Source organism: Rickettsia tamurae, assembly GCF_000751075.1.
In the GTDB taxonomy this organism is placed as follows: Bacteria; Pseudomonadota; Alphaproteobacteria; order Rickettsiales; family Rickettsiaceae; genus Rickettsia; species Rickettsia tamurae.
The window spans coordinates 43,991-67,741 of record NZ_CCMG01000026.1 but is presented as its reverse complement, the minus strand read 5'-3'; the positions used below and the strand labels follow the sequence as shown (position 1 = coordinate 67,741).

Here is a 23,751-nt window from a genome sequence, read left to right as displayed (position 1 = left end):
CAGATATTACGGGGGATCATTTAAGGGGGCAGTCAGCCCCCTTAAAACCCTTTAGTAGCACACAGGTAAAAATAAGTTGCAAAAGATGATAAAGTATGATGTAGTAGTAAGGTTCTCGTAAGCGCATCTTCGCATTTTGTTGACACAAAATGCCATGCGCTCAGTGAGTAGTAAAATATCTGTAAAACAATAATTAGAAAAGCTAAAGTAATAAATGGCAGCATATTATTTTGATAAAACCCCAGTACAAAGAAGTAAAGGACAAAATGCAGTCGCTGCTGCTGCATATATTTCTGCTTCGAAGTTAGTATACAAAACTATTGATAAAGAAAGTGGTGAGGTTATTAGTATTACTTATGATTTCATAAAAAAGCAAGGAGTAGTATATAGCAAGATATTTGTTCCTGAAGGCTTTGAAGACGCTGCATGGTTGCAAGATAGAAATCAGTTATGGAACACGGCAGAAGCAAGAGAAACAAGGGATGATTCTAGAACTGCTGAAAAAATTTGTTTTGCTTTGCCGCGTGAAGTTAGTAGGGAAGAAAATATTAAATTAGTAGAAGAATATGTAAACAAGAATTTAGTAGCACGAGGTATAGTATGCGATGTTAATATTCACTACGATAATTTGAATAATCCACATATGCATTTACAGCATTTAACAAGAAGATTGGAGCGTTTAGAGAATGGCAAAGTAATACTTAGTAAGGTTAAAGCAAGAGATCTATTTACTATTAAGGCAATGTATGATTTTAGAAATCAATGCGAGGTCGAAATTAACAAAGTATATGAGGAAGCAGGTTTGCCTTTTAGGATAACTGCTAAGTCATATAAGACACTTGGCATAGATCAAAAACCGATGCGTCATAAAGGGCCTGCTCATTATATGAAGGCTACGGAGCTTGAGGCAAAAAACAAAGAGATCATAGCTGAGAATGCAAAGAAGATATATGAGAATCCTGAAATAGTATTTGGTCGTATTTCATATACAAAGCCAGTGTTTACTAAAGAGGATATTGCTATAGCATTATCAGATGCTTTAATGGTGCATTTAGTATCAAAAAGCAGTGATATTGCGAAGGAGCACGAGGTTATTAGAGAGTTTGGTAAAGAGATCATTCAGGAGCAAGACAGTAGTGAAAATGCATCAAAAAGCGTAAGTAATAATCCAGTAGCTAGTAGCACTAATAACCCAGCTATCGAACACTTAAACAAGGAATATGGAGAGGAGTTTTTAAGACTTTACAATCAGCTACTTGTATCTGACAAGATAGAGTTGATGGATCAGAAAGATTTGATGGGAAGAATCCTGTATTCCTTAAAATCAAGAGTAAATTTAGAACGTCGTTATGTGTCTGCTATAGAGGAGTTAAATGTTCGGGGCGAACATAAGCTGAATATTTTAGATAGCACTATTGGAGAGAGAAACAGTCTTAAAGAACAAATAGGTGACTTAGTAAATGTAGTAGGAGCAAACCTACAAAATAAATTTAATGATAAGATAGGAAGTGGTTTAGGTTTCAAGCTTAATGTCTTTGGCAGTAAGACTCATGAGTTCAGTACTGAGCAGATAGAAGCGATCTTATCGGTCTGTAATGGCTCTGATATTAGCGTACTTGAAGGAAATCCTGGAGCTGGTAAGACTTTCGTGATGAGAGAGATAGTGCGTCAGTACAAAGCAGCTGGCTTTAAGGTAGTAGGTACTGGTCCAAGCAGTGTATCTGCTAAGGTCTTAAGTCGTAATGCTGGCATCATCGCCGATAATACGAGTTTGCTTCGTAAGAAAATAGAAGAATCAAGAGGAGGAGACTTTAAAATAGATTTAAGCAGTAAATATTATGAGGAGGAGGAATATTTAAAATCTATTGGTTGTGACTCTGTATTGAACTTTTTACGTTCTGATGTGCTTGATAGTAAGACTGTATTGATCGTTGATGAGGCAAGCATGATAGAGCTTGCTAATATGGACTATTTAGCCCATGAGGCTCTAAGGGCTAAGGCAAAGCTAGTACTTGTTGGAGATAATAACCAGTTTACAGCTGTTGGCATGACTGGAGCGTTCAACAAAGCTCGTAAAATTGCAGGAGGAGTTAAGCTCACCGAAGTTAGAAGACAGGAAAGAGAAGAGTATAGGCAGGCGACGAGAGCTATGGGACGCTTTGCAATGCAGGAAGCTATCGAGATATATAGAAAACTAGATGTCTTTAACATCAAGGATAACGAAGAAGAGGCTAAAACTAGCTTAGTTGCATCATTTGCTAAAGAATATACTGAGCAGATGGAGAGTCTTAAACGAGATGATTTAATAGCTATTAGAAGTATAGCAATTGGAGCGTATACGAATGAGAAGGTAGCTGAATTTAACAGCAGTGTAAGATCGGAGCTCAAGCATAGCGGAGTGTTAAAGGGAGCTGAAGTATTAATTAACAGTGGTGGCAGAATGCTACCGCTGATGAAAGGCGATCAGGTTGTATTTGAAGAGAATAGTTTGAGATACGGTATTAGTAATGGAGAAGTTGGAACAATATTGTCAATCAAGCCTTCGGTTAAATCGTTTAGTGGTGGTGCGAGTAGTAAAGGCGAGAGTGATGGCGACGGATTACTTAAAATATTAGTACATAAGGCAGATGGATCAAAGGATATAATAAATATTGATACTGCTTCTGACGCTGCAAATAATAAGCGGAGGATTAAGCTAAATCACGGATACGCATTAACTGGTTACAAATTGCAAGGCGAGACGGTGGACCGCATGCATGTATATTTTGACCGCTCTATTGGTTATGAGGCATCTTTAGTATTAATGTCACGTCATAGACAGGAAGTTAAGCTTCATGCGTCCGCTAAAGAGTTAGAAAATATAGTGTATCAGCGTCTTGATAGTGACGTAGAGAAAGTTAGGAATCAGTTTAAGATTAACAGCTATAAGATGCGAGATGAGACGCGTATTAATTCTGCAGGGAAAGAATATACAGTTCAAGTAAAGGAAGAAATACCTAACTGGCTAATTGGCTTAACGCTTGCAGTTAGCAGAAGAGCAAATAATAGCTTTGCAATAGACTATGGCAAGGGTGGCACATTAGATGGTAATAAGGTAATCATCAAGGAGTATTTAGAAGCAAGATCACGAGTCTTTGAGTGCCACGGTAAGATGCGTGAATGGAAGAGAGATATCGAGGCTACTGGTAATATTACAAGATTACATAGCAAAATTCTAAGTCAGGCTACTAATTTAAAGAGTATCAAATTAGACGATACAAGTGCTGCTATTGATTTTGAATTAGATTTAAACATCAAAGATTTAAAGATTGATCCATACAGTATTGCTCTTAGCACTAGCGAGGATAGCTTTAAATACGTTATTGAAAATATTTTAAAAGAAGCAAAAGAGGAAAAATCAGAGAATGTACACAGCAGTAAACAAGATAGCCTAGAGCCAAAAGCAACAAAAGGTATCACATATATTGATGGTAAGGCGTGCATTAACTTCAAGGAGCTTGATAGCAAACATCAAAGCAAAATCATCGCTATTTGTTTAAACGAGCAGCCTTACGAAAATCTTAAAGAGATTTTTGAGGAACTAAAATTAGAAAAAGATGTTTTAAGAGATTATGCTTCAGTTATTTGTGATAGCTACTCTAGCGTAATTGATACTGAGAATGCAGATGAATTTAAGCGTTTAATTCTTGAAAAGAGAGATATCAGCAAATTAATAGCTGAGAACAAAGTAGAAGCTAGATCCTTAATAAGAGAGAAGAATTTTAGCAAGTTAGAGGAGCGGAAAACTCAGTTAGAAGAGCAGATTGCGATAGTACAAGAGCAATCGGTAAAGCACGAAGAGAAATTAGAGGAAATAGCCGGAAGAATATCAACTAGGCTTGCACTAATTCAAGAAAATATTAATCTGAACAGTAGCTCTGTATTAATGGGCGAGAGGACTATCCAATTAAATATTAACTATGAGACGCTACGCAAACATGCCGGCTATGACACATATAAATATTATCTAAAGGACATATCTACGCATAGTAGTTTAAATAGCTGTAGTTCATACATAAGTCTTATTAAGCTTGCAAGGGATGTAATAAGTAATGACCAGCATGATTCTAGTGCCTTAACAAATAGCAAGCTAATGAGCTTAGTAAATAGCTATATTGCCGGTATTGATAACTATAATTGGGATAATAAAGAATTAATAGAGCTTAAAAGATGTGGTTTAGCTGAAGGTCAGAAGGTTTTAAGTGATCTTAAGCAAGAGGAACAAGTTACCGGTAATTTTGTTCAAACATTATTTCCTCATTATTTAGGACGTATTTACGAGCAGGAAGGAGAAGAAATCATCGCGAAGTGGGAGGCAGTTAAAGCAGCTAACTCTAATATAGATGTAAAAGAATTAATCTCACGTGTTCAGTCTAATCCATCAATGCTTGGCAAGCTCGCTGGCATTGGTATTGGCATGATATTTGGAGTAAGCTCTAGCCGTCGTAAATCTATAGAGCAGGTAGGTAAACTAGGGCAGCAGCTTCTAAAATATGAGGATAGTATGGCAAGGCTCAGTGAAATTAAGGATAATGATTTAATAAAAGAGCAAGAGCAGAAAATAGTAGTTCTGCAAGAAGAGTTAAATGTTCTTGCCTCTTTAAAAGCAAGTAAAGCAGAAGAGAAGTTCTTAGGTAGTTTAAAGACAATGCAGGCAGGTAGCGGCTTAAATATTAACAGCTTCAAGTCTTTAATTGAGAGTGATGAAGTACAGGATTTGCTTTGCGAGTACTATAATAACCAAAATGAGCAATATACAAGGATTAATGAACCGGATAGAGCAGTAGTAGAACAAGAGGATGTACAATCCGTAATCACTAATTCTAAAACTAATACCCTGTCAAATACTGGCGAAGGTACGAGTCGTAGAAGAGAGCCTACTCGCACAAAAGAGCCGGTACTTCGTTTTGACAAGGTACAGAACGCTCTGACCAGTAGCGATATAGAGAGAATATTTAGGCAATATGCGGCATCTATTAGAGGCGGTGTAGGAGCTATAAAGAGAAGCGGCTCTGAGATTAGTATGGGAAGTCTTAGCATGAATCTAAGCAAAGGTACGTGGATACGTCACAGCAGCGGGAAGGGCGGTAATATCTTTGGTTTTGTACAAGAAGGAGCAAGCGTTAGCAAACGTCAATCACTTGAGATTGTTGCTGAACTTGCACAGCTAAGGACAGAATCAAATAGTTATGATTACCGTGCTCATCTTGCATCTAGTAGAGCCAATAAAGAACAAGGGGTAGAGCAAGACAAGCTCCAAATGGCAAATCAGTGGATAGTTGCTCAAGACAAAATCAATAATGCGGATATCTTTGATCCAAATAAGCATCTAAAAGGCATGATGCAGCATAACACATTAGAGGCGGTATACGCTTACAAAGATGCTGATGACAAGTTACTTGGCTATGTAGTGCGTTTTGTAGGCAAAGAAGACGGAAAGAAACAAACGCTACCTGTCACCTACTGCTACAATGCTGCAAAAGAAGAGTATAGTTGGCGTTGTAAAGGATTTACTGATAAAGGTGATAAACCTATCTTTGGCATAGAGAAAGCTGCTACCTGCAGTAAACCTATATTGATAGTAGAGGGGGAAAAAGCCGCTTTAGCTGCATCTAAAATACTTCCTGATTACGCTGTAGTATCGTGGATGGGCGGCAGTAACGCTACAGATAGAGTCAATTGGAGTCAGCTTCAGTGGCGGGATGTAATAATATGGCCCGATAATGATCAGCCAGGCTTTAAAGCTGCAGAGGTGATTAAAGATAAGCTAAACAAAGCAAATGATCATATAGGTTTTGTCAGTATTGTTGATCCGGCTCAATTGAAGTTTAATGGTAGCATACACAAAGACTTATTGCCTGAGAAATGGGATTTAGCAGACAAATTGCCTGATGGTATGACAATTGCAAATGTTAAAGAGGCAATTGAAAATGTAAGAGCTGCTCATTTAGATATTCAGCAAATACAGAACGTACTACAGAGTACTAATGCTTCAGATGCTTCGCAGCAGTTAGTTGAGCGTAATATTTGGCAGGAAGTATTTAAAGGCAAGATAGTTAAGCTTAAGAAAATCACAAGCTTAAGTGCTAATGAGTTTAAAGCTGCTACTTTCTTTAGTTCAGAAGAATCAAGTAATTATGTTAAATATTTAGAGGCAACAGACAAGGGAGGAGTTGCACATGACTATTTAAAATATGACTCACCAATGTATCAAGATATATTAACTAGTCTTGCGATGCGTGACGAGCGTTTAAGTGGCAGTATCAAGGGTTTAAGTAGCAATAATACTCCTGATATTGAAACTATAGAGCGAAGAGCTAAGTTAATAGATGATACACAAAATCTATATGAGAAAAAAGCACTAGAATATAGCGGTATCGCAGGTACAAATGCAGTATACAGAGATTATTTGGAACTGATGGTAAAAAACTTTGGCGAATCACACGAAAAAGTAACGTTATACAAAAATATAGTGCGTGATGTATCTATCCTACATTCAGCTCAGCTTGGCATGAATATCAATGATTTACCTTATAGTCACCACAAAGAGATAGCACGAGATTTGTATAGTACTATCTCAGAGTATAGTAATAGATACGCACTAGATGCTACTGACAAAAACAAGATTGCAAATTCAGTATATGAAGAACATTGCACGCTTAAAGCTTGGGAGCAAAGATCATACGAGCAAGTTGCTACTAGCCATAAGGTTTATGCGGAGCGTCAAAAACGCCTAGAACAGACAAGACTCGCCGATATTGAAAGAGAAACAGAACGCAAGACCTTAGTAACACATACGGAGCAAATCAAACATGAGATATTGGCAGCAAAAACAGTAGCCGAAATATTTGTAGCTTTAGAGAAGGATCAAAAGTTCTTTATAGCACAAAATGGCAATATTAAATATACAACATTTAATTATAAATTTGTGGATCTAGTGGAACAAGCTCTTGAATACAAGGAACAAGAACTTTTACCTAAATTAAAAGATGTAGTAGCAGCAGTAGAACAGCATGGTGTGCTTAGTACGCAAGACATATTAGCAGAGCTGAAAGATAGTAAGGACTTAGAAGAGACTTATAAGCATTTTGATAGCAGTTTAGAGCGTCATCAGTTAGAAACTCAGCATCAGCAGATCAGACAAGATAAAGTAGATGCCAAAACTACCGATGAAATGTTAACTGCAATTAGCCGTGAGCATGAGTTCTTTAAGTCTCTTGATGGCAAGCTTAAATATGCAGAGAAGTATGATAGTAGTATATTATCTGCGATCTCAAATGCTAAGACTATAGAGCAAGACACGCTAATTACAAATATGCATAATATGGTAGTATATGCTAAGAAACATGGTATATTAAATGATCAAGATATACTCAATCAATTTAACTCTAATTATAGTCGAAACGCGCTTAAGAATTTAAGTAAAACATGTGAGAAACATTATATGAATCATCATAATGAGAATATTAAACAGCTATTAGATGATGAGCATGTAATGGTAGGCACTAAGAAATATACATGCCCGCTTAAATATATGAAGCATGAGATGCAAAATAATATGCCTAGCTTTGTAGATGAGAAGCAAATAGCTACCACCTTTGCAAAGGTAAAGGCAGAAGTTAAAGAGCTACGTCTAGAAAGAGAGTTAGAACATACAATGACGATGAGATTTTAAGGATTTGCGGTACCATCAGTTTTTGTGAAGTGTAGTATAAAATTAAGTATGTACTTAATATGATTAATTTACCTAAAGTGGAGCGATTAAATTGGCTCTATATAGATATGAATAGTTATTTTGCAACAATAGAGCAACAATTAGATCATACGCTTAGAGGTAAGCCCATAGCAGTAGTAGCTAATCTGTCTGATAGTACCAGTGCTATTGCTGTCAGTTATGAAGCAAAGAAACTTGGTATTAGTACTGGCACTAAAATATTTGAGGCAAAAAGGATATATCCTGAGCTAGTGTGCGTTGTATCTAAACATGAGGAATATACAAAATATCATAAAGCCATATTTGCAGAGGTAGAGAAACATTTACATGTAGATAAGATATTATCAATCGATGAGGCAGCATGCAGACTTACAGGAGAGTTATGTAATCAGGGTAATGCTATTAATATAGCAAACCTGATAAAACAATCGATCAGAAGTAATGTTGGTGAATGTATAGGATGTTCGATAGGTATAGCTCCTAACCGCTATTTAGCAAAAATAGCGTCTAATATGCAAAAACCAAATGGTTTAGTAGTAATATGTCCCGAAGATATACCGGAGAGATTGTTGGGGTTACATCTGAATGATCTACCAGGAGTAGGCAAAAGTACATATAGTAGACTTCGAGGTTATGGAATCCAAACAATTGGGCAGTTATACAAGTGCTCACAACAAGAACTCAAGAAAAAATGGGGTAGTATTGTTGGTGCAAAGCTATGGTATTTATTGCGTGGTTATGATTTATCTAATGAGAGTACAGCAAGTAATACAATAGGTCATAGTCAGGTACTTGCTCCAAACTTACGTAATGTTGAATCAGCCCGAATAGTGGCTTTAAGTTTATTACAGAAAGCGACTTATAGATTAAGAGCAAAAAAGCTTCAAGCGTCACGAATTATAATAACTATTCAAACTACAGATAGGCAAACGTTAAAGAAAAGTATTAAGGTAGCAAAGTTATCGGATAATATATCGATTTCTAAAATATTTGTTCAAGGATGGCAGGATCTAATAAATCCTTATATAGAAAATAATAATAAATTATTACCGCATAAATATCTATTGCTCTTACAAGTTTAACAGAGCTTGATAATCAGTTAAGTTTTGGAGATATGATGGAGGATAAGCAGAAAAAAAGAAATACATCTCTGACAGAATGTTTAGATAAAATTAATAATAAATATGGTAATAATACTGTAGTATTAGGATGTATTACTAATAAAAAATAATCAGTAATATCAATGAATAACAAAAACATACCAAAAGATTCTGTAGCATTAAGTGAATCTGATACTCAAGAAAGAAATCGTAACCATGAACAAGTAGACTCGGATGGTAGCAACACTTCTGAGAGACCAAGGCATGATGAGCTATTTAAAAAGGTCATGAGCGAGCCTGTAGCTGCTCGTGAGTTTCTAGAGCATTATTTGCCAGTGACATTTAAGAATAAAATTAACTTAAATAGTGTCAAAATAGAAAAGGAAAGTTTTGTTACTGAAGACTTAAGAAAGAGACTCAGCGATGTCGTGTACTCTGTTTCTTTAAAAAATGATAATATTAAAGATAGTACTGCTGAAAGCGCTAATAATGACAAAGCGTACGTATACGTGCTTATAGAGCATCAATCTAGTAGCGATTACTGGATTGCCTTTAGACTTTGGCAATATATGCTGCTGTTATGCGAAAGGCATAAGGACACCAATAAAAATAAAAGTAATAGTGCAGAAGAAAAAGATAATAAGCTCCCGCTAATATGTCCTATAGTAGTATATGCAAATGATAAGCCTTATAATGCTCCAAGGAGCTTTTGGGAGTTATTTGAAGATTGCAAGACTGCTAAGGAAATAATGGGCGGCGAGTATTTACTTGTAGACTTACAAAAACAAAGTGATAATGAGATAGAACAAAAGAAGCATCTTGGTATGATGGAGTATATGCTTAAACATATCAAGGCTCGTGATATCTTAAATCTATGGCAAAGTCTACTTGAGAAGTTTGAAAGTAGTATTGAAATAGATAAGGAAAATGGCTACATTTACATTAAGTGGTTATTATGGTATAGTGATGCTAAGGTATCTGAAGATAAACAAGTAGAGTTAGCTAAGATCATAGCAAAACACTTAAAAAAGGAAGAACAAGAGGGACTTATGAGAACTATTGCTGATAAATATATTGATGAAGGTATTGCTCAAGGCATGCAGATTGGTAGAAGCGAAGGCATGCAGATTGGTAGAAGCGAAGGCATGCAGATTGGAGAAGCTAAAGGGAAATATGAAGTAGCTAAAAATATGCTTAATGCTGGCTCCGATATCGCTTTTATCTCTAAAGTTACAGGGATATCGATTCAGGAAATTAATAAGCTTTCAGGCTCTCAATAATCCGTTTAGATCCTATAAACGTTATCCTTTGTTCTTGTGAGCTTGCTTCTTCACTTCTATATGACGCTTTACTAGCTCATTTAATTCCTCACGTCTTTTCTTGTAACTAATATTACTACTTGCTTTTACATTCGAGACTTCAGAATGCTGTATGGCTTGAGATGATTGAGATTTCATATATGATTACCACAAAGAATAAAATCAGAGTTGTTTGTTTTATGGCAAACAACTAACTTAAGCAAGTCTGAACTACTATATAACTATGAATATCTTAAATTTTTTTGTTTATGTTGCTATTTTTGTGTTTTCGTTGGTAATACATGAAATAGCTCATGCACGCACTGCTTATTACCTTGGTGATCCAACAGCTAAAAATATGGGTAGATTCTCTCCTAACCCATTAAAACACATCTCATTAATCGGTATATTACTACCAATAGGACTATACCTGACTGGTATGCCGATGTTCGGATTTGCAAAACCAGTCCTTTACAATCCTGTATATTTCAAAAAACCTAAACGCGATATGATACTTGTAGGTCTTGCTGGACCTTTATCTAATTTCTTATTAGCTGCATTAATCTTTTTGATTCTTAGAATATTTCAGGTTTACTCTATAACTTATTTCAATAATATACTGGGATATATATTAGTAGTGAACTTAGTACTGTGTTTCTTTAACTTAATCCCTATACCTCCATTAGATGGTAGCATCCTCTATATGAGCAGTATTATTCATAAGAATCAAGAGTTTGCACAGAAACTCACTTGGTTTTGTTCTGGTATATTATTGTATATTATAGTGTTTTTACCTTTAACAGGAGATAATATTATTGCAAGATATATGCAATGGTGTATTAATGCACTATTATCGCTGTTTCACTAATGGTTATATCTACTTATTAGTTTTTAACTTCTGTTGATGACATACTAAATTAGTATTAGATATCTCATCACTTAGAATACCATAATCAATTTTTGTATGCCATATATATTGTTGTGCAGCATAACGTACGCCACTACCTGCAACAACATTGCTGAATATAATGACATTATTATCTAAGTTTATTAATGCAATATTATTAATATCATTATTCAAATACTGTACATTTAAATTTCTGCCATTTTCACATTGATAATCTATAGATTCATATTGAAATGCAGATTTATTAATTTCAAGGATTTTAACAATTCTTGTGGTATTGCATGATATGCATAAAATGCTTGTGAGCAAAATGAAACTAATTTGACGCATGTTCTTCTTGATTTATTTAATATTCTACAATGTATTCTAATTTAGTATTAGATAAATTGCATTACTCTATTTAAGCAATGCAGTTGCGGATACAGTGATCGATACTGTGCTTGTACCCGGCTCTGCAGATGGTATCACAGCGGCGTCAGACATCATACCTAAAGCAGGTGCTGCATTTCTGTACATCGCTATTGGAGGTCGCGCACCTAATCCAGTATCAATATTTATCATAGTAAATCTACTATATTCTTGACCAAGAGCTTTTGCAACTCTCGTAGCTTGTTGCTTTAGTTTTGCAATAGCAGATTCAATCATAGAGTTTCTTATAGCATCTCTCTTATCATTAGATAATGTATAATTCAGATTTTGTATTAATAAGCCTTCATTTTGTAATTGTCCGATTACTGATAATAATGCTTCAGGTGTTCTACTTTGTAATGATAATACTTGACTGCCACGCCACTTCTTTTTCTTTAACCGTTTCTCTTTATTACTGGTATTTTGTTCTTCATCATATTGATATATATTATATTGTCCTGTAGAGACGTTAATATCCGGTTGTTTGGCTATTTTTATTGCTGCCGCCATTGAAAGATTAACCGCATTTTGTACAGATTTTGGATCTACGCCCTCCTCTTCTATACGTATACTGGATATTAGTAAATCTTCCTGTACATCCATTTGTTCAGTAACAGATATATTAATGTATGAGGAATCACCCTGCTTTTCTAGAGCAGCTTGATTCTTACCAGCAATTGTTTGGAATGAAAATAATACAAATGCTACCGTAAGAAAAGTTTTATATAATTTATGTTTCATAATATATTTTAATCCTAAATTAATAACCATTATATCAGTTTTGCGAGTCTTTTAAATCTATTTCTTTTTTGTCATTTTATCCATCAGATTGTCAGGATCTTTAGCTTTTCCCAAAACACTGACATCACAATCTTGTATTGTAACGTTATTTGCTCCTGTGACAGTCAAATATCTTGGAAATTTAGTAGTTACTAAATATGCAGTACCTCCTGCTACTATTGCCGAAAATAACACCACTAGGCACATATTCTTTAAAAAAGAATAATTACTGCACTCGACAACATAAGCAGCACTAGCAGATAGTTTTTTACTATATTCATCTAGTTTTTGATCTACTGAACTTATATGTTTTGTGATATGAGATGTTAAACCGTGACTTACTTGATCTATTTCTGTTTTGTATTTCTGTATTTCCTCTGCGTAGCCACTGATGATAGTACTATATGAGTCATGCAATGATTTTGTATATTCTTTTTGGATTTTATCCAGTTCTTTTGCAACATCCGGTATGATATTTGTTACTGCTTCTTTTGTTTTTTCCGGTAATACAATTAAAACTCCAACTTCATTTTGTAGTATCTCATACTGATTTTTTTGGGCAGTAATAGTTTTGTCAAACGTTTTGACTGCATCATTAAGTTGTTCTGCGCTACTAGATAACACTTTGCTCAATTCTTGCTGCTGCTTTTCCAGTGCTTTAGTAGAAAAACTCAATTGATTCTTTAATTTGTTCACTGCGTCGTCATCAATACTCGGTTCTACATTGAGAGGAGTGGCTAATTGTGATGATTCTGCACTATTGGTTGCATTGCTAGTATTTTCCGATATCTCTAATATATTTTGTTTTTCTTCTAAATCTTGGTTTTGATTATTTGATTCTTTTTTCATATTGATTCCTCATTTTTAGTGTTAATATTGAAGTTTCAGGTTAATTTGAAAACGATTTTTCTTGGGCGTGTATCCTCTAGTTCTGCTTCTGACTCTGCATCAGATATTTCATTAATATCATCATTAATATCGTGATCTGTACTTGCCATAGAACCTAGTGGGGTATTTTCAGTATCGCTATCATGGCTTGGTACTTTTTCTTTTAATGCTTGCTCTAATGCCGCTTCTTCAGACAACGACAAAGGAATATAGCCTTTGTTTTTGCGTTCTACTTGTGCTGGTGTAAGTTGTAGCTTTGTTATCCGTATTTGGGGTTCAGGAAGACCTACAAAACATTCTAGATCCTTAAGGCTTGCTATATCATTTGTTGTGATTAAGGATTTTCTTTTTTCTTGCTCTGTATATGAGACGCCGTCTCTATGTTCGTGAGCTCCATATGAGGTATTTTTTTGCTGCGATGCATACTCTAATTGCCAAATATATCAGTAATTAAACGAGCAGTACTTGGATCGGTACTTCTAAACATGAATTTAGTAGCAAACTGATCAAACAAAGTACTGCCTGCATAATGACCATATTTGTCAAAGAGTTGGTTTAAAGACTGGGTGGCTGCCATCACGCAACCACCATATTTACGTGATTCTGCAAGTAATGTTGAAAGAGAATTAAGCCGACCAAGACTTGCCAGCTCATCTATTACAAACCATATACGTCTTTGCTCGTTAATGCCTGACTCGATTAAATAAGAGACTGCAAGTTCTAAGATGCAGGCAAGCAGCGGTAAAGTCACTTCCCGTTGCGACGGACTACTCGATAAGAAAAGCCAGCTATTACTACCTTTTTCAATATTTTGAAAATACTGCTTTAAAGAAAATTGCTGCTTGCTATCTTGCAGCAGACAAATTGGTCTTACCGAGGTAGTCATGACAGACAAAATAGATTCTGCAGTAGTAGTATTATTTTTGGAAAAATATCTAGCTGCTCTTGTCCCTTGTAGTAAATTTGCTAAATCCTGCCTATTTACTTTAGTAAGTATCTTTTTAAGAGCAGTAATAGTACGGCAATCTTTCTTGATTAAACTCTCAACACATGAGGTAAATAGTATCTCACTACTATTTTGCCAAAACTGATCATTGCCACCTCCAGTACTCCGTTTATCGAAAGAAAAAAGAACTTTAGCAAATTTCTCAAGTCTTGGATCTACCTCGCCTATTGCTACGTTATTAGATGTTGCATCTTGCCAAAAGTCCCATGAATGAGAACGAGCATCTAATGGATTAAATATGATATCGCCTCTATTTGGATCATAATATTGCTCTATCATCTCGCCGGTCTGATCTACTACGATAGCTGGATGTTTTGCATCTCTTACTTGGGGCAGTAATGTATTAATGAGATTCGTTTTACCGCTACCAGTACTACCTGTAACTAAGAAATGTCTAGTTTCTGTGTTCTTGATTAAAGGCATGTCACCGATGTGAAACTTACCTATTAAATTATGTTTTTTGAGATATTTTCTTACTTCTGAGGCGGTTTTAATTGTGCTGCCGCTGATATGCTTTGTTGCCCTTGCAGTCTTACCAAACTTGCTCCATATCATAAACACTAGAAACACTAAAAAGACTGTACTACCTGCAGCAAGGAAAAGGATACTTGCTATATAATCTTTAAGCATCATATAGGCTTGCTTGTATTTTGGCGTATTTAAGATAGTTGTGACTTTAACACTCCTTGATGCCTTATCTATAGATAGATCATATATATCGATCCTTGGCTTACGTCTCTTTGAATCTTCAGATATTTTAGGTGTAATATCCCAAATAAAATCTACAAAAGATGCTCGCATATATGTTTTAGCAGCAAATATATTAATTGCTTTATATTGTGGCAGAGTTAAGAAAACGACTAACAAAGCTGCAATGACAAAAGACCAAAATGTTGACACTCCAATAACCTGCCTAAACATCCTTACTTTATGGATGAATATTTGTCCGCCTCTGGTGTAATCATCTAACATTTTAGTACCTATTTTCCTAACTATCTGCAAATTCTATAAGTTTTTTATAATCAAAATTATCAGCTTCTTTTAGTGCTTCTATATATAGTTTTCTAACTACACCATCTTGCGTTAGTGAACCCTTACCCCAACCAAATCGCGGTTGATTATTGCTAATTGCTACAAAATCTGCAAATAACCTCGAGAACCTTCCGTTACCATTGGGAAAAGGATGAATGAACACTAACCTATGATGTAATCTTACAGCGATCTCGCGTATGGAATACACATTGTGATCTTTCCAATAACAAACATCTCCAAACAGCTTTTTTAATTCCTGTGCGATATATACACTATGTACACCTATATTTGTCTGTGTTTTCCTGAATTCACCTGCCCATTTCCAAGTTTGATCAAACATCTTGTGATGAAGCTTTTGGGCAAATTCTAATGAATATATATCCTTCCTTTTTCGTCTAAAAAGCCACTGTTCTGCCTGTACAATATTAAATTGTTCCCATTCATTTAATTCATGTTGAGTTGTTAAATGTCTAGGTATTAGGTTATGAACCTCATCAGCATTTAAAGGAGTCGCCCCCTCTGGGTAATCAAATTTCATTGCCAAATGTCTTTTATATTATTTTTTAGTACTTCTTCTTTAAGAATTTCTTTTTGCTTTTTCTGCATATTATCAAGTACTTTCTGATCTTCGAGTAACATAGAATGAGATATAGAGTGCAATTGATTTGTAATATATTGTTCTGCTTGCTGATCTATTGCAGTTAATAAGTCTTTTTGCGGGACTAAAGCATATACTACTCTACAACCGAGCCCTTCTGCTACCTTCTCTAAAGTGCTTAATGTCACATGTTTTAACGTTTCATCTTTTTCTATACGTAAAATTCTTGGTCTGCTAAGATTACTTCTTTTTGCTAATTGTAACGCTGTCATCCCCATTGCTTGCCTTATTGTTTTAATCCACCCTTCCGCCGGTATGGTGATATTATCAAAAGGTTTTAGTTGTTGTTTTAGTTGCTCACACATTAATTTTCTAAATGACCATTTCCATTTCATATTAACCTTACTTTAAGTGTAATTTATTTATTACACTTTTTTATGAAAAAAGCAATTTATATGTTACTAATTTATTTTTAATTTTGTTTTAACCATGATACTAATACCGCTTTTGAGTATTTACGGTGATGTTCATCCTTTGCAGAATGATAGTATCTTACTGCCTTCTGCCAACTTTGATGCTTTTCGTGTAATGATTTAAGTAGTTGTGCTGCGTACATGATATTTTGCAAGGGATTGAGCATATCATCTAAATCTTGATCAAACTCTTTAGCATGCCATCGCCAGTTAATCTGCATGATGCCTATATCAATATTAGTGATGCCTTTGGCTAAATACTGCTTGATGATTTGTTTTGCTTCTTCTTTAGAACTCGCTTTAACAGATTTACCGGACACACCGATTGCATAAGGTTTTAAACCTGACTCAACGCTTGCAATAGCAGCAAGTAAACCACTTGGAATTTCATGCTCCTTTTCTATTTTCTGTATTAGCTGTGGCATATCAGATGCAAAACAAGCATGAGTGCCTAAAGTAATTAAAAAATATGCTAAAAAGTACCGTATTAATTTGCACGGTCGCACTAAACAAGGTAAGATATATGTATGATGTTTAACTTTTAGGTATGATATGAGCAGTAGTAAAAAACAATATAGTATTTTTAAAAAACCTATCAGCAAGGATAATTTTTGGAATCTTATCTTTTGGTTTGGTATGTCTGCTGGCACTTTAGTATCTTTCTTACTTGCTCCTAAAGCTAACTCAGAACAAGGTTTCTCATACTTGGCACTTGCAGTGTTCTTAATTACATTAATTGGAGTTCCACTAGTAGTATGGTCCCGTTCCAAGGTTACCTTTGTTAAGGAAAATATTTTTGTAAATAGTGAAGATCGGGAGTTAAAGGTACCAAAAGATCTACCTATGGCTTTTTTTGTTATTGTTAGTACCATCGGATCATTTGCTTTAATATGTCTTCTGTTAGATAAATATAAGGTGTCTGATCCTATTTCAGCTCTTATTGCTATTCCATCATTGTTTGCTATTCCTACTTTATTCTTCATATTTAAAAACTGTCCTATTTCTATTTTATTTAACCGTAAAGTTTGGTCTGTCATGGCAAATGTTAAAGAAAGTGCTAATAACTTTAACCATTTACATAGTTCTACGCTGAACAACACTGATATTGGTTGGCGTAACAGCACATTATATTCTTACCGTCCCGGTAATATTTATTATCGCGATCGTTAATGTTGCACTCACTCGACGTCCTCACCCTTGATCCTTGTTCTTACTAACGGAATCCATCAAAGCTTGTGCTTCATCTTTATCAAATGGTTTATGTGGATCCGTATATTGAGCGACTACTTGTTGTTTCTTAGGTTCATGCTGCTTTTTATTATGACTGTCTGGATTATGACTTGATGGTCTACCTACTCCATCCGTAGCACCAAAAACAGTTCCAAATTTTCCTTTACCAATTCTATCCTCTTCATATTGATTAATTTGTAGCTGTTTTGCATATTGTTGATCACTTATGTGTTGATGAGAATCGTCATATTGACTAAGGTTATCATTGTATCTTGTATCATGTTGGGCTTTAAGATTATCTCCTTTAGTTGTGATTTCTCCGCTTATCACTTCTGCATCTGTTCTAATACCATGATCTCTTGCAAATTCATCTCTTTTGCTGCCAATATTATTATCTAGCTGGTGATTTTGAACAAAATTATCTACATTATTAGAACTTGCTATATTACTGCCTACTCCTTGTATCTCTTGTAAATTTCTTTGTGCTGCAGAACCGCTTATATCTCTAAAGACTGCTCTTGCCCTATACGTTCCTGCTGCTACCTCTCTTTGTGCTTCTATTGCTGTTCCCCCATACCTATTTTGATAAGCATTTAATACATCTTGATACATATCTTTATCAAAATTCGCAGAGTTACTGCGTGTATGATTAATACCTTGATTATGACTATCTATATTGTTCTTATGAGTGCTAATTGAATTTTCTAGTCTTTCTGCTTGTTGATAAGATTCTCTTATTGAATCTTGCGTATTTTTATCAACCCCTAAACTTTCTAAGAAACTCTCAGCATTATTAGTACGCTCGGAAATACCTTGCTTTGCATGAGTTGCATTTTCTTCCGAAAGACTTCTAGATTGCATATCGGATTGAGAACTGGTGTTGCTAGCTGATAGTTCCCCACCAGCTGTTACTTGAGCAGAAAGTATCCCTGCTGTTAACGCACTTGGTATTCCAGCACTTGCTTGTGCTTGTGTGTAGGCTTTAGCATTCTGCTCCCAACCATAATTATTAGAGCTGTCTAACTTATCGATCTCTTGTAATGTTTTCTGTAATTCCTTACCGTAGTCAGTAGAAGTATCGATGTTATAACCAGTATCAGTTTTTGTATTTTGCATAATAGAGTGCAATGCCGAAGCTTCTTGAGCAACCAATTGTTCTTGTACTGTCGACAAGCTTGCTTGCTCTCCTGACATTAATTGCTGCTCATTTCTGATGCCTGCCTCATGACTTGCAATTATACCTTCACCCGCGATATAACGTGCTTCACCAGTAGAAGAAGTTTGACCACTACCACCTGAGAATACTTGCTCACCTGATTGCGTAATAAACTCACCTGTGCCATCTGCATATTGAGCTCTATTAGTACCATCAAAGTACTGCATGCTGGTATCTACTTTATTGGCACTTGTGTTGCCGTATTGCTGATTACCACTACTGTAATTATCAAAGTTTTTGTTGTTAGTTGCGACTTCTGATCCAACGCCTCCTGATACAGATTGCACGCCTCCAACTATATTACCTGCTAAATGCATGATGCCGTCACCTCCAAGCTTTGTTAACCAAAACGATAAAAATGGTACTAACATCTGCAGTGACGCGGCAATAGTAACTATCGTATCTATTTTTTTGTACATTGTAGAAACAGCTGCGTAACTCATTACCTGCCTTGATCCTTCAGAAAAGTCACTATAAGTTTCCATAATCATATTAAGGATTGCATTTAACGCCGGCCATAGCTGCAGCGATACAATAATTACCAGATATGTCATATATTTAGTAAATCCGCCGCTCATTAAAATCATCGGGACAACAAAGATGAACGCCCCATAGACAATGCATTTAAATACCACAAGCATTAATGGCAGATAAATACTTGCCATATCACTCCCGATTAAGCTGCTGCTCTCATGCTGCATGCGAGCTCTTGCAACTGCATATGAGCCACTTCTGAAGTTTGATATTGCATTAATCATTCATTTGCTGCTTTAACAAATCTTCGGCACTACCGACCCCATAAGCTTTCTTAATGTTATTTTTAAAATAATGTTTCAAGTATAAACTTGCTTCTAAATTAGGTTTTTTTAAATGTCCTTTCCCGTCATAATTGAAATACGTTCCACTGTCATTTGCTTGATTAAAGCTTCTACTTGCGAATTTTACTAATATTCTTTCCTCCTCTTGCGGGAATAAATGTCGCTCGAGATATGCTACCGCCTCTTTGCAGGTCATCGATTCATATTGACGCGTTTTTGGCTCGAATAACTTGACTCTTCTTAAGCCACCTGCTTTTTCTTTCAATAACTTCCAAATATTATCTGTTGCAAATAATTCTTCTTTCGTGAAGCTGTAGCCAATCATTGCAGGTAGCACTACGCATCTTTTAACAAATTCACGCATGTTATTGACGTTTACTGGATCTTTAATCCGTACGTTTTTAACTTCCTGCTTTAATCTCTGCCCAAAAAGCAGACCATAATTAAAATAATCAAATTTTTGATTACTAAATGGTCTAAAAGCTTGCTCAAAGCCTCTTGTTATGATGTAGCCAAACTCTTCTAGAATTCCAACAGGGACAGCAAAAGCAAGAGGTATATGATCTACTTTTGCGGTATCTTTGGAAATATGATCTTTAATAACCATATGCGTTGATGGCAGTAACAATCCGTTAACAATGATGCAAATACCAAGCACTCTATAAATATGAGACTTGAATTGCCCAAGATGCGTACTTCCTGCAAGCTGCACAGCGTAAAAACATCCCATGCAAAACCACACTCCTTGCACCAAATATAGGTAAGCATCACTTTGATGAAACATTGCGATAGCTTGTAATGTGTTATACATCGCATCAATATAGCCGTATGTATGGATAGTTAAATTCATGACTGCCTCTTATCTCAATAATTAATCTTTATTTATTTTATTATTCCGCTAATTTGCTATCTTGGTCATATTCTTCAAACTGAGTTTGAAAATAACTCTCATCTTGACGAAGTCGTGCTTTCATTTGACCAATTAAATCATATCGCTTATAAGCGTCTGATTTGGCACGCGAAATACTTCGCATAATCTCCCTTGTATTATTTGCAAATTGCTCAAATATCCCCGTATCAGAGATTTGTACATATGATAATTCCTCTACTGCGTCCGAGGTTTTTTTTTAGTAATTTAGCAAGATGTGAGGTCACAACGTCGTAGCATAAATGCGTTATGAAATCATGACTCTTAACACTGATATTCTGACTAGACTTATAGATCGCTAGATCCATCTCTATTTTAGAGATCAGCGGCAAACTCGAGAGATCGATTAAATCCATTTCTTCTTCAGTGAGACCTGGATTTTCTTTATCTTGCTCGATTTTTATCGTGATTGATTCGATTAGTTTGGATAATTTGGAATGCAGCGTATCACTACTTGCAAAGGTTTTTTGCTGCTTAGTTGGATTTAAGCAGTATTTTGTCTCATCGCAGGCGTATAAAGTAATCTGACCTGAGCTCTTGCCACTTACTCCCATATATTGCTCTATCAGTTCTTGCTCGGCAAGAGAGCTATATACTTTGGGCGGCAAGCCTTTTTGGATGACGATTGTGCCGGATATACTCATCAGCAACTCTTTAAGCTCAGTAGTGCCAGTTTGAGATGTCGTTTTGCTCAAAGCCTTCCAAACTAAATTGAAATTCTCGCCTAACTGAGTTCTAAGCTCCGGATTATTTTCTGCTGGGTCAGTATCGCTATCTTTTTTGGCTCTTTGTACTATTTCTGCAGAATCTTTAGAGTTGCCGCTTAAGTATAAATCTGCCTGACGCTTTGCCTCAGCAGATTTAGCAAGCTTATCCATAGTACCGGTGATTGGTGCCATCATACGCTCGCAATTTACATTTAATATGTCACTAACATTGCGTCCTACCCCTTCCATCCATGTCATTAAATTCTCACATTGCGGACACATAGTTTTAACGAGCATAATACCGCCATATACTGAAGCATTCTGTGCCATTTGCTTCATACTCTCCATCATCTCCTTGCTACTGATATATGAGAATGCTCCCATTCTTAAGTCAAAATGAGCATTACAAGGAAGACCTCCTAATTTGCAAGTTGGCGGAGTAAAGTGCCCTAGTGATATATCATCAATACCGGGCGTTTTTACAATCATAGAGCCGCCTACTAGATGCCCTCCCAACTGATCCTTAATTAGAGCAGCTCTACTATTATTTGATAATGTCCCTGATGGCATTACGCTTTTCATTAAGGTTTCAATGCCGGCATATGCTGAAGCTGACTGCAGCAGTGCAAGAATCAGTAAAGCATGTAGTAAGATATTTGCTTTCCTTACTGTTTTACGTATTAGATTCATTTTGTATGAACTATTGCTAATCATTCTTAAACCTCACTCTGCTATTTTCTTCTTGCTCTACTGCACGCTGCGACTTTAGCTCTTGATCTTTTAATATTTCATGAGCAAGAAGCATTTTTTCTTCAAGCTCACTGAAAGATACCGCTCCTCTTGCGATCTCAAATCTAGTCTTGCCGTCTTTGGTGACCAAAATCAAACTAGGTACTGACTCTATTCCAAGCATATTTATTAGCTCCTGATTAAAATGTGTTTTAAAATATTGTGATTTCTCACCATTAGTACTAAGTGCCTCTGTCTCTATTTTGTATTTTTGTGCAAACCCGTGAACAACAGGTGCTGCCTGCGTGCTATAAGGACAATCGCTACTAAAGACAAAAAACAATTCTATATTGTGTGCAAGCGCAGCTATTTTCTCTTCTTTTGCCTTTTGCTCTTCTTGCTGATGGATTTTGCGACCGTATAAATTTACTGGATTTTCTTTGTGATTTACGTCGTTTGGATGTAGTAAATTCACAAGCCTATATGAATGATCTAATTTTAATGCACTATCTAACATCTCAGCTTCTTTCTTTTTATAGGCATATACATGATCAAGATTTTCAGGATATCTAATCATCATATATTTTAGGTCATCTAACTCTTTGCTAAACGCCTCTACCTCCGACCTTGCTTTAGCTCTTTCTTGTTCTTGTTTTTGTATTTTCTCTAATTCTTGCTGTTGTTCCTCATTTATTCTTTGTTGTTCACGTTCTTCGAACCATAACCAGCCTCTATATCTTTGATGAAAAAATCCATTAGCTGCAGCAACGCTCGCCTGCGTGCAAATGAGAAAAACAACTACTAAATTCTTAATTATGCTGCATTTCATTACTCTTCTCCTACTCTCCACCCGCTTGCATTGTTATCTTGATTTTGTGTGTTGCCATCAAATTCCCTGATATCAGGTAAACTATTATTAATTCTCTCTTTTAAATCATCGCCTCCTGGCATTTTATATTTGCTAAAGAATTTAACCTTTAAATCCTCAATGAATTCCGTAAAATCAATCTCATCCCAGTTAATTCTTTCTATCTCTTCAAGCGTTAACCCCCGACAATCCGGATTTTTCCCGCTACCAAAACTAAGACCTAACTGCTTTCTTGCTTGCACTTGCACCACCTTGTCAAGCAGATTGCCAAAGCAACAATAATGGTGTTTTACAAGAGTTGTGACGCCGACCTTTTTATTGCTTTCCTTGCCTACATAAACACATAAATTCTTTTTTCGCTTCTCTATAAGTAGCTGCTCGTTTTTACTGCATTTTGCCCCGACATTACTGCCCCAACCTTTTAAACTAGCCGAGCAGCAATTGGTGTAACTTGTCGCTTTTTTACTGCAATGATCACTACTTCCTTTAAAAAGACTAATATTTACACCATCCCCTGCTTTCATCTGACTTACCGCATATAATTTAGATATAGAATCCATCATCTCGCCATTGGTTATATGATCTACGCAGTTACCGTCAATACACGGAATCCCTTCGCAAATTATCCCTTCCTGCCCTTCTTTCTCCTGCAGTCTTACTCTTGCTTTTGTGCTTTCTTTAACTATCGGGGTCCATCTTTTACAGGAATATTCCTCTTTCCTATTAACGCAATTACCTAGAGAATCAGTAAGTAAACACTCCAAAGTAGAGACGAAATAGCAATGCGAATATTTACTGCAATCATCCTTGCTTGGATAATCACACACTTTCTCAACTGAATACTCCCAGCAATCCCTATATACTTCATATCCATCAATTGTCCTTGTACCACTTGATATGCATTCTTTTTGGATGTCTCGACATGGGTAATTTGATTTAAAGCTGTCATTAGCCACACATGCCGTAGATGTAATTAAATATCCAGCAAAAATTATGCTATATTTCATCATTA

The 23,751-nt window shown here is 35.8% G+C and carries 20 protein-coding genes and 1 pseudogene; 5 read left to right on the top strand and 16 right to left on the bottom strand.

Going from position 1 to position 23,751, the window contains the following annotated elements; genetic code table 11:
• Nucleotides 1-214 precede the first annotated feature (214 nt).
• The 3 genes from MB29_RS10885 (at nucleotide 215) to MB29_RS07550 (ending at nucleotide 10,133) form a co-directional block, all read left to right on the top strand.
• Nucleotides 215-7,714, top strand: a complete 7,500-nt coding sequence (locus MB29_RS10885) for a MobA/MobL family protein (RefSeq protein WP_084687025.1) — start codon at nucleotides 215-217, stop codon at nucleotides 7,712-7,714.
• A gap of 59 nt (nucleotides 7,715-7,773) precedes the next feature.
• Nucleotides 7,774-8,835, top strand: a complete 1,062-nt coding sequence (locus MB29_RS07555; protein WP_010424140.1) for a DNA polymerase Y family protein — start codon at nucleotides 7,774-7,776, stop codon at nucleotides 8,833-8,835.
• 161 nt (nucleotides 8,836-8,996) lie between these two features.
• Complete coding sequence (locus MB29_RS07550; protein WP_032139713.1) at nucleotides 8,997-10,133, top strand: Rpn family recombination-promoting nuclease/putative transposase; 1,137 nt, start codon at nucleotides 8,997-8,999, stop codon at nucleotides 10,131-10,133.
• Nucleotides 10,134-10,154: 21 nt separating this feature from the next.
• Here the strand turns inward: MB29_RS07550 and MB29_RS12035 are convergent, their stop codons facing one another.
• The gene (locus MB29_RS12035; protein ID WP_172616186.1) at nucleotides 10,155-10,310 is read right to left on the bottom strand and encodes a hypothetical protein; all 156 of its coding nucleotides are present in this window, start codon (nucleotides 10,308-10,310) and stop codon (nucleotides 10,155-10,157) included.
• An 85-nt stretch (nucleotides 10,311-10,395) separates the two neighbouring features.
• Here MB29_RS12035 and MB29_RS07545 point away from each other — a divergent pair, with 85 nt between their 5' ends.
• The gene (locus tag MB29_RS07545; protein WP_032139712.1) at nucleotides 10,396-11,019 is read left to right on the top strand and encodes a site-2 protease family protein; all 624 of its coding nucleotides are present in this window, start codon (nucleotides 10,396-10,398) and stop codon (nucleotides 11,017-11,019) included.
• Nucleotides 11,020-11,028: 9 nt separating this feature from the next.
• Here the strand turns inward: MB29_RS07545 and MB29_RS07540 are convergent, their stop codons facing one another.
• The 9 genes and pseudogenes from MB29_RS07540 to MB29_RS09285 all read right to left on the bottom strand — a co-directional run bounded on the left by MB29_RS07540 (nucleotide 11,029) and on the right by MB29_RS09285 (nucleotide 16,668).
• Entirely contained in the window at nucleotides 11,029-11,367 is a 339-nt protein-coding gene (locus tag MB29_RS07540) for an MliC family protein (RefSeq protein ID WP_198005292.1), read from the bottom strand.
• Nucleotides 11,368-11,454: 87 nt separating this feature from the next.
• Entirely contained in the window at nucleotides 11,455-12,207 is a 753-nt protein-coding gene (locus MB29_RS07535; protein WP_215426294.1) for an SIMPL domain-containing protein, read from the bottom strand.
• 57 nt (nucleotides 12,208-12,264) lie between these two features.
• The gene (locus tag MB29_RS13235; protein WP_032139711.1) at nucleotides 12,265-13,095 is read right to left on the bottom strand and encodes a hypothetical protein; all 831 of its coding nucleotides are present in this window, start codon (nucleotides 13,093-13,095) and stop codon (nucleotides 12,265-12,267) included.
• Between the two features lie 35 nt (nucleotides 13,096-13,130).
• Nucleotides 13,131-13,337 (bottom strand): hypothetical protein, encoded by a 207-nt coding sequence (locus MB29_RS13230; protein ID WP_233419035.1) that lies wholly within the window; start codon nucleotides 13,335-13,337, stop codon nucleotides 13,131-13,133.
• A gap of 114 nt (nucleotides 13,338-13,451) precedes the next feature.
• Nucleotides 13,452-13,574 (bottom strand): annotated as a pseudogene (locus MB29_RS13545) (hypothetical protein); the annotation flags it as partial.
• Complete coding sequence (locus MB29_RS13540; RefSeq protein WP_032139709.1) at nucleotides 13,562-15,112, bottom strand: type IV secretion system DNA-binding domain-containing protein; 1,551 nt, start codon at nucleotides 15,110-15,112, stop codon at nucleotides 13,562-13,564. The gene MB29_RS13540 and the pseudogene MB29_RS13545, both read right to left, overlap by 13 nt.
• A 16-nt stretch (nucleotides 15,113-15,128) precedes the next feature.
• Nucleotides 15,129-15,710 (bottom strand): mobile mystery protein B, encoded by a 582-nt coding sequence (locus tag MB29_RS07515; RefSeq protein ID WP_032139708.1) that lies wholly within the window; start codon nucleotides 15,708-15,710, stop codon nucleotides 15,129-15,131.
• Nucleotides 15,707-16,165 (bottom strand): mobile mystery protein A, encoded by a 459-nt coding sequence (locus MB29_RS07510; RefSeq protein WP_051965348.1) that lies wholly within the window; start codon nucleotides 16,163-16,165, stop codon nucleotides 15,707-15,709. Before MB29_RS07510 ends, MB29_RS07515 begins: the two co-directional genes overlap by 4 nt.
• 77 nt (nucleotides 16,166-16,242) lie before the next feature.
• Nucleotides 16,243-16,668: a transglycosylase SLT domain-containing protein gene (locus tag MB29_RS09285; RefSeq protein WP_084687042.1), complete on the bottom strand. Its 426-nt coding sequence runs from the start codon at nucleotides 16,666-16,668 to the stop codon at nucleotides 16,243-16,245.
• Nucleotides 16,669-16,795: 127 nt separating this feature from the next.
• Here MB29_RS09285 and MB29_RS07500 point away from each other — a divergent pair, with 127 nt between their 5' ends.
• Complete coding sequence (locus MB29_RS07500; protein ID WP_032139707.1) at nucleotides 16,796-17,413, top strand: hypothetical protein; 618 nt, start codon at nucleotides 16,796-16,798, stop codon at nucleotides 17,411-17,413.
• Between the two features lie 21 nt (nucleotides 17,414-17,434).
• On the opposite strand, the gene MB29_RS07495 is transcribed toward MB29_RS07500, so the two are convergent.
• The 6 genes from MB29_RS07495 to traN are packed head-to-tail and all read right to left on the bottom strand — an operon-like array spanning nucleotide 17,435 to nucleotide 23,746.
• Nucleotides 17,435-19,447 carry a conjugal transfer protein TraG N-terminal domain-containing protein gene (locus MB29_RS07495; RefSeq protein ID WP_032139706.1) on the bottom strand — a complete coding sequence of 671 codons (2,013 nt, stop codon included), beginning with the start codon at nucleotides 19,445-19,447 and terminating at the stop codon, nucleotides 17,435-17,437.
• Complete coding sequence (locus MB29_RS13535) at nucleotides 19,440-20,357, bottom strand: conjugal transfer protein TraG N-terminal domain-containing protein (protein WP_084687023.1); 918 nt, start codon at nucleotides 20,355-20,357, stop codon at nucleotides 19,440-19,442. The genes MB29_RS07495 and MB29_RS13535 overlap by 8 nt, the downstream gene beginning before the upstream one ends.
• A gap of 40 nt (nucleotides 20,358-20,397) precedes the next feature.
• The gene (locus MB29_RS12020; protein ID WP_158460531.1) at nucleotides 20,398-20,541 is read right to left on the bottom strand and encodes a hypothetical protein; all 144 of its coding nucleotides are present in this window, start codon (nucleotides 20,539-20,541) and stop codon (nucleotides 20,398-20,400) included.
• Nucleotides 20,542-20,584: 43 nt separating this feature from the next.
• Nucleotides 20,585-21,856: a conjugal transfer protein TraH gene (locus MB29_RS07485; RefSeq protein WP_032139704.1), complete on the bottom strand. Its 1,272-nt coding sequence runs from the start codon at nucleotides 21,854-21,856 to the stop codon at nucleotides 20,585-20,587.
• Nucleotides 21,849-22,700, bottom strand: a complete 852-nt coding sequence (gene traF / locus MB29_RS07480; protein WP_032139703.1) for a conjugal transfer protein TraF — start codon at nucleotides 22,698-22,700, stop codon at nucleotides 21,849-21,851. The genes MB29_RS07485 and traF overlap by 8 nt, the downstream gene beginning before the upstream one ends.
• Nucleotides 22,700-23,746 (bottom strand): conjugal transfer protein TraN, encoded by a 1,047-nt coding sequence (gene traN, locus MB29_RS07475; protein ID WP_233419032.1) that lies wholly within the window; start codon nucleotides 23,744-23,746, stop codon nucleotides 22,700-22,702. The genes traF and traN overlap by 1 nt, the downstream gene beginning before the upstream one ends.
• Nucleotides 23,747-23,751 lie beyond the last annotated feature (5 nt).